This window comes from Thioalkalivibrio sulfidiphilus, assembly GCF_000377945.1.
In the GTDB taxonomy this organism is placed as follows: Bacteria; Pseudomonadota; Gammaproteobacteria; order Ectothiorhodospirales; family Ectothiorhodospiraceae; genus Thioalkalivibrio_A; species Thioalkalivibrio_A sulfidiphilus_A.
On the sequence record NZ_KB898933.1, the window covers coordinates 1 to 7381 of the forward strand.

At 64.9% G+C, this 7381-nt stretch carries 6 protein-coding genes; 1 reads left to right on the forward strand and 5 read right to left on the reverse strand.

Annotation, left to right across the window (positions count from 1 at the left end; genetic code table 11):
• Positions 1-197: 197 nt before the first annotated feature.
• The 4 genes from D580_RS0106715 to D580_RS0106730 all read right to left on the reverse strand — a co-directional run bounded on the left by D580_RS0106715 (position 198) and on the right by D580_RS0106730 (position 5862).
• Positions 198-827, reverse strand: coding sequence for an esterase/lipase family protein (locus D580_RS0106715; protein WP_018953652.1), 630 nt, complete (start codon positions 825-827; stop codon positions 198-200).
• Complete coding sequence (gene nudB, locus D580_RS15275; RefSeq protein WP_231363512.1) at positions 820-1446, reverse strand: dihydroneopterin triphosphate diphosphatase; 627 nt, start codon at positions 1444-1446, stop codon at positions 820-822. The genes D580_RS0106715 and nudB overlap by 8 nt, the downstream gene beginning before the upstream one ends.
• A gap of 88 nt (positions 1447-1534) precedes the next feature.
• Entirely contained in the window at positions 1535-3307 is a 1773-nt protein-coding gene (gene aspS, locus D580_RS0106725; RefSeq protein WP_018953654.1) for an aspartate--tRNA ligase, read from the reverse strand.
• 206 nt (positions 3308-3513) lie between these two features.
• Positions 3514-5862, reverse strand: a complete 2349-nt coding sequence (locus D580_RS0106730) for a DUF1631 domain-containing protein (protein WP_026289775.1) — start codon at positions 5860-5862, stop codon at positions 3514-3516.
• A 153-nt stretch (positions 5863-6015) separates the two neighbouring features.
• On the opposite strand from D580_RS0106730, the gene D580_RS0106735 reads away from it, so the two are divergent.
• Positions 6016-6891 (forward strand): HDOD domain-containing protein, encoded by an 876-nt coding sequence (locus D580_RS0106735; RefSeq protein ID WP_018953656.1) that lies wholly within the window; start codon positions 6016-6018, stop codon positions 6889-6891.
• 97 nt (positions 6892-6988) lie between these two features.
• Here the strand turns inward: D580_RS0106735 and D580_RS0106740 are convergent, their stop codons facing one another.
• The gene (locus D580_RS0106740; RefSeq protein ID WP_018953657.1) at positions 6989-7279 is read right to left on the reverse strand and encodes an acylphosphatase; all 291 of its coding nucleotides are present in this window, start codon (positions 7277-7279) and stop codon (positions 6989-6991) included.
• Positions 7280-7381 lie beyond the last annotated feature (102 nt).

The window sequence follows — 7381 nt, forward strand, 5'->3', positions numbered from 1 at the left end:
CGCTGCAGGTTTCTACCGCCCAGGCTCCTAGCCCGAACATTTCATAAATTCGCGCGATGATCGCGCAGGATATTGGCCGCACAGGGGGTTTTCCGAGGGAGCGCCGTATCAGGCTATACGGCCGAGTGAGGAAAATCCCCTGTGCGGTCAAGAGACAAGCGAGGGCGCGTGCAATTTATGAAATGTTCGGGCTAGGCTCAGGATGCGGCGAAATCGCCGGTCCTGAGGAAGGCCGCCACCGCGTCCGCCACCGGCGCCGACCAGAGCATGGCGAAATGCCCGTAGGGCACGCTCAGGTGGGCATTGATCTCCGGCGCACGGGTCTCGGCCAGGGCGACGGTGCCGTCGTTGGGCTGCTCCAGGGCACGACAGAACAGGGTGCCGATGCCAAAGCCCCGGTAGCCCGCCACCATGCCCAGTTCCCGTCCCCCCTTCCAGCGCGGCGCGCCGCCGAGCAGACCCCGGCGGATGCTGCGCCCCAACAGCCAGCGGGTGAGGGGCGTGCGGGCGAAGCAGGCGGCGGTGCGACTGCCGTTGATCGGGGTGCCCAGCATCAGCACGCGGCCGGGGCGCTGCACGGGATAGCGGTCGAACAGATGCAGCAGCACCAGCCCGCCCAGACTGTGGGCCACCAGGTGCACCACGTCCGCCTCCACCCCGCTGAGAAAGCGGTTGAGGCGTGTCGCGTTGTCCTCGGGCGCGGCCAGCAGGCTCGGATAGCTGAACTGGTGGCAGGAGAAACCTCCACGGGCGAGGCGGCGGCGCAGGGGAGTCATCTCGAGCCCCGTCATCCACGCCCCATGGATGAACACCACCGCCTCACGCATCGCGTCCGCCCTCCCCTAGCCCGCATATCTCACCACCGTTCGTAGCGAGGGCGTCGAGATGCCGCTGTGACGGGGCGCGCGGAACGGAAGACGGCGCCGGCGTAGCCGACACTACGTCAAGCCGGCTGAAGTGAGCACGCCCCGTCACAGCGAGCAGATCGGCGGCCGCAGTAGAAGGGTGGTGAGATATGCGGGCTAGGACCTGCTCGCGGATCACCCGGGCGTTGCTCCAGGAAAAGCACCACTCGGCGGCCTGGGCCGCGGGCAGCCAGCGGTATTCCGTATGCTCCCGGGGCTCGATGCACACGGGCACCGGTTCCGGCAGGCGCAGCAGGAAGACATGCTCCAGGTTTTCATGGGCATCGGGGCCGTAGCGATGCCGCCAGGCCGTGTGAATGGGGAAGCGGTACTGGAGGTGACAGTCCACGAGCCCGTCGGCGCCGAGCCCGGTCTCCTCGAAGAGTTCCCGGCGGGCGGCCTGCAGCGGCGCCTCGCCCCACTCGAGGCTGCCGGTCACCGACTGCCAGAAATCCGGGGGCTCACGGCGGCGCAGGAGCAGCACATCGCCGCCCTGGGTATAGACGACGATCAGGACCGATTCGGGGCGTTTAGGAAACACGAGAGACAAGATACAAGATGCAAGAGACAAGAAAAAACGTCATTCTCTTGCATCTTGCATCTTGCCTCTTGCCTCTTGCCTCTACCCGTTACGCGGGCTGCTGCTTGATGCGGATATTCAATTCGCGCAGCTGCGCGTCGGACACCTCGGCGGGCGCGTCCGTGAGCGGGCAGTGGGCCGTCTGGGTCTTGGGGAAGGCCATCACGTCGCGGATGGACTGGCTGCCGGTCATGAGCATGACCAGGCGGTCCAGGCCGAAGGCGATGCCGCCGTGGGGCGGACAGCCGTATTTCAGGGCGTCCAGCAGGAAGCCGAACTTGTCCCGGGCCTCGGCCTCGCCGATGCCCAACAGATTGAACACGGCCTGCTGCATGGCGGTGGTGTGGATACGCACGGAACCGCCGCCCACCTCGGTGCCGTTGAGCACCATGTCGTAGGCCCGGGAGATCATCTCGCCGGGGTTGCCGGTGAGTTCCTCGGGACGCTCGACGCGGGGGGCGGTGAAGGGGTGGTGCAGGGCCACCCAGCGGCCTTCCTTCTCGTCATGCTCGAACATCGGGAAGTCCACCACCCACAGCGGCCGCCAGCCACGCTCCACCAGGCCGAGATCGTGGCCGAGCTTCACCCGCAGGGCGCCCAGGGCCTCGTTGACGATACGCGCCTTATCGGCGCCGAAGAAGATCAGGTCGCCGTCCTCGGCGCCGGTGCGATCCAGGATCTCCACCACCACGGTGTCGGGCATGAACTTGAGGATCGGCGACTGCAGGCCCTCGCGCCCGGCATTGAGGTCATTGACCTTGATGTAGGCCAGGCCCTTGGCGCCGTAACGGCCGACGAAATGGGTGTAGTCGTCGATGTCCTTGCGGGACAGCTCGCCGCCCTTGGGCACGCGTAGGGCGGCCACGCGTCCGGCGGGATCCTTGGCAGGGCCGGAGAAGACCTTGAAGTCTACCTCGCCCATGATGTCGGTGAGCTCGGTCAGCTCCAGCGGGATGCGCAGGTCCGGCTTGTCGGAACCGTAACGGGCCATGGCCTCGGCGTAGCTCATGCGCTGGAAGGGGGTGTGCAGGGGCACTTCCAGTACCTGGGCGAACAGCTCGCGCATCATTTCCTCCATGAGCCCCATGATGCCCTCCTCGTCCATGAAGGAGGTCTCGATATCCAGCTGGGTGAACTCGGGCTGACGGTCGGCGCGCAGGTCCTCGTCCCGGAAGCAGCGCACGATCTGGTAGTAGCGGTCCATGCCGCCCATCATCAGCAGCTGCTTGAACAGCTGTGGCGACTGGGGCAGCGCGAAGAAGCAGCCGGGATGGGTGCGGCTGGGCACGATGTAGTCGCGGGCGCCCTCGGGGGTGGCCTTGGTGAGCATCGGGGTCTCGATGTCCAGGAAGCCGTTGTCCTCCAGGAAGCGGCGCAGGGTGCGGGACACCCGGGCACGCATCTGCAGACGCTTCTGCATGGCGGGCCGGCGCAGGTCCACGTAGCGGTAGCGCAGGCGGGTCTCCTCGTTGACCTCGTCCTCGTCCAGCTGGAAGGGGGGTGTCTCGGCGCTGTTGAGCACCGTCAGCTCGCGACCCAGCACCTCGATGGCGCCGGTGGGCAGGTCCGGGTTCTCGGTGCCGGCGGGGCGGCGGCGCACACGGCCTTTCACCTTGAGCACGTACTCGCTGCGCACACGCTCGGCGGTGGCGAAGACCTCGGGCAGGTCCGGGTCGAACACCACCTGAACCAGACCCTCCCGGTCGCGCAGATCGATGAAGATCACGCCGCCGTGGTCCCGGCGCCGGTTGACCCAGCCGCACAGGGTGACTTCCTGGTCCAGGTGAGACTCGTTGACAGAACCGCAGTAATGGCTACGCATTTCCAGCCCTTTTATGAACGATGGGGATCCGCCCCGACGGGTGCCGAAACGGCAGGGGGCGCGGCGCACGGGAGACCGCGCCGGGAGCGGGAACCGAAAAGGGAGCAATGGTACGGCCTGCCCTGCAACGGCGCAACTCGCGCCCGGGGCGGAGGGAACGCGAAAACGGTGCGGCGCCTGATCAGCCCCGCGCCTCACCGCTTGTATCACATGGCCGGGGCGCCGCTCTTGCTCAGACTGGCCATCAGGGTGCTGATGGCCCGGTCGAACACCGGCACGTCCTCGATGATCCGGGCCCGTCCGGCGCGGAACTCCGCGCCCAGCCCGTAGACAGTCATCTCCTTGACCTTCAGGCCCTGGCGGTTGACGAAGAAGTACTTGCCGCTGATCAGACTCTTCCAGGACAGCTTGGCACGCAGCGGCTGGCCGTCGGCATCGGTCAATTCCAGCCAGGTGCCCTCCTCCATCTCGCGAGCCTGCTGGACGTACTGGTCCTCATCCACAGGCTCCCCGGCACCGGCCTCACCAATCACCACTTCCTCGTAGACCTTGAAGCGGCCGTCGGAGATGAGCCGGTTGATCTCGGCCACCTTGCGCGCCATGAAGGAGCGGCCGTCGCTGGCCCCTTCGGTCTCTGCATCGGTAGTCGTCTCCTGTACAGGCGACGACACTGCACCGAGATCCACGGATGAGGTGGCTTCGGCCACTGTTCGCTCACCGGAGAGGGCATCCAACTTGGAGTGATCCACCGCAGGTGCGGCCTGCACGTCCAGGTCGATCTCGGGATCACGCACGATCCGGGCATGTTCCCGGGCCAGCAGGGCGATGATCCCCTGGCGCTCGGCCTCGCTGCAGGACATGCGGTTCATGCCCTCCTGCAGGGCCTTGAGCAGGGAGGGCAGCATGCTGGTCAACTGCTCGCGTTCCGCCTGGCTCGACTTGGGCAGCAGGCTCCAGATCAGCAGCGAGGCCACGTTCAGGGCCTTCTGCCAGAGCTTGCCGTGCTGGCCGTCCTTGAGATAGATGAGAACCAGCAGGTCCTTCCAGGTGGTCTTGAGCAACTGGGTGATGGGCTCGGGCAGGGTCTGCCCTTCCAGCAGACGGGCGATGGACTCCTCGGCCACGCCCTTGGCCACCCGCAGGTGCTCGCGGCCCTGGGCCGCCAGGGCACTCTGCTCCTCGCGCTGGGCAGCACGCTCGCTCTGCTCCTGGCACCACTCCTTGAAAGCGACCAGTTCCTGCTCGAAGAGACTCGGATCGCCAGAGGCATCGTTGACCAGCCGATCAACCACCGACTGGATGCGGGTGCGCAGACCGTCTTCACGCTCCTCCGCCTCGGTCCAGCCGATACCGGCACGGGCCAGCTCGTTGAGCAGGCGACGGGCGGGATGCTTCTTGCGGCTGAAGAAGGTCCTGTCACTGATGGCCACCCGCAGCACCGGGATCTGAAGACGACCGATCAACTCCTTGATGGGTGCGGGCAGCGCCGGATCATCGAAGATGAAGTCGAACAGCATGGCCACGATGTCGATGGCCGTCTCGTCCATGCGATTGAGGGCCAGGCCGGTGGGATCACCGTTGTTGACCGCGGTGAGCACCACGTCTTTGAGTTCGGCGCTGGTGAATACGCTGCCGGAGGCAGGGGTGATCACCGGGATGCGTGGGACGGCGCTGAGCAGGGACTTGGAATCCACCAACGTCACCCCGGGCAACATCGGGCTGCCACCCCTGGCCGCGAGCTGTTGCAGGGCGGCCAGCAATTCACCAGCATCCGCCATGTCGCCCGCAATCGGCTCATGCTCGTCATCGTCTTCGCGGGACTGGGAAGGACTGACGCGGCGACGCGTCTGTGCCGCCGTCGCAGTGGTCTTGAGCTCGGGCAACAGGCCGCGCTCCGCCAGCTCACGGTTGATCTCCTGATACAGCGCCGGCAGCGCGCCGACCACGTACTTGTCGAACAGCTTGTAGATGATCAGCCGTACCCGCAAGTCCACGTCCAGCACCTTCATGGCGCTGCGGAAGGACTCACACAGGGACGTGGGGGTCAGGGGATGCGCATCCTCGGACAGCTTGGGACGGTTGAGCGCCACCACCAGCCGACGGGTCAGGGCCTCCAGTTCCGCCTTGTTGACGCGGCTGGCCTTGGTGATCATGCCTTCCAGGGCCAGGTTTTCCTCCAGTTCCTCCTGACCTACCAGGGAGAGTTCCAGCTCACCGGCGCTCGCCAGCTTGGCGGCGGCGCTGGGACCGGCCTGGAGAAATGAGTCAAAGGCGCGCGCCAGCTGGGAAGGGTACTCGGACTCCATGGTGGAGCGCTTGAGGCGCACCTCGCGCATGGCGTCAAAGTACTCGCTCTGGGTGCGATTGTCTTCGGCCTGATCGGCCAGCTTGAACAGGGCGTCGTCGGTGTTGTCGAGCATCTCCTTGAGGAAACGCTCCAGGTGGGTCGTGGTGAGATTGCGGCAACGCCCGATGATCTGCATGGCGGAGCCCGGCGACTCACGCCGTGCAGCCACATCAAAGGGAATTACTTTTTCGCTCGCGCCGTCGCTCATGACTGACTCTCCTGACAGTTGACGATCTCCCGGGGGAGATACCCCGGGAGATCAAGCTGTCCTGCAAAACCTGGTTGACTTGCCAAACTTATAGCCCATAGTGTCTCCAAACAGCCATCGCATACCAGCGAAAGCGAGAGGTAAATCAGACTTATGAGCTCGGTTTCCGACAAAAGGCAGGAAATTCAGGATCTGCTGAAGGACCTCTCGGCGCTGGTCTCGCCACCGGAGATCATCATCCGCCTGCGCCAGGACATGGAGTCCCCCAAGAGCACGGCGGAAAGCCTGGCCAGGATCGTCATGCAGGACCCGAACCTGAGCGCGCGCATCCTGCACATGGCCAACTCCGCCATGTACGGCCTCAATCACCGCATCGAGACCGTGAGCCGGGCCATCTCCATCATCGGCCAGCGCGCCCTCTATCACCTGGCGCTGGCCGTGAGCGCCACCAAGACCTTCTCCAAGCTGCCCAGCGAACTGGTCAACATCGCCGTGTTCTGGCGTCACAGCGTGTTCACCGCCCTGATCGCCCGCAACCTGGCACAGCGCTGTCATGTGCTGCATCCGGAACGACTGTTCGTGGGCGGACTGCTGCACGACATCGGCAGCCTGGTGCTCTATCACCGCTATCCGGACATCCTGCGCGAATCGCTGCTCGCGGCGCGCGGCAACGAAGAGGTGCTGGCCCAGCAGGAACGGGAACTGATCGGTTTCGATCATGCCGAGGTGGGTGGCGCGCTGATGGAGATGTGGGGCTTGCCGGAAAGCCTGCAGCAGGCCGTGGCCTTCCATCACCGCCCGGGCGCCACGGCCAACAACATGGAAGTGGCCATCGTGCACCTGGCCGACACCCTGGCCAACCGCACCGACCAGGGCAGCTTCAGTGAATTCGGCACCTTCGCCAGCATGCCTCATCCCGGCGTGTGGAAGACCCTCGGCCTCGACGAAGACATCACCGAGGACCTCTGGGGTGACGTGAACATGCAATTCATGGAGACGCTGCACGTGATCCTGCCGCAAGCTAAATGAGCGATTCAAAATTCAAGATTCAAGATTCAAAGGGAAAACCCGCGCGTCCTCACCTTTGAATCTTGAATCTTGAATCTTGAATTTTGAATTCTGAATCTCATTCCGTCCTGAATCCCGCCGCCACCTCGCCCGCGAAATCCTCCGCCAGCACCTCATTCACCTGCGCAGCCGGCGGACCCTGCCATAGCCAGACCTCCAGTTCACCCACCGCGGCGCACGGCCCGGCCGCCAGTACCTCCACGCGACCGTCTGGCAGGTTTTTCGCATAGCCGGACAGGCCCAGGCGCCGCGCCTCCCGGCGTGTGGAGGCGCGGTAGAAGACACCCTGCACCCGGCCGCTTACCAGGAATCTCCGGGCGCAGTTGTCGGGGGTGTTGGGCGACGGCATTTGATTTGTCAGTTGTCAGTTGTCAGTTGTCAGTTGTCAGTTGTCAGTTGTCAGTTGTCAGTTGTCAGTTGTCAGTTGTCAGTTGTCAGTTGTCAGTTGTCA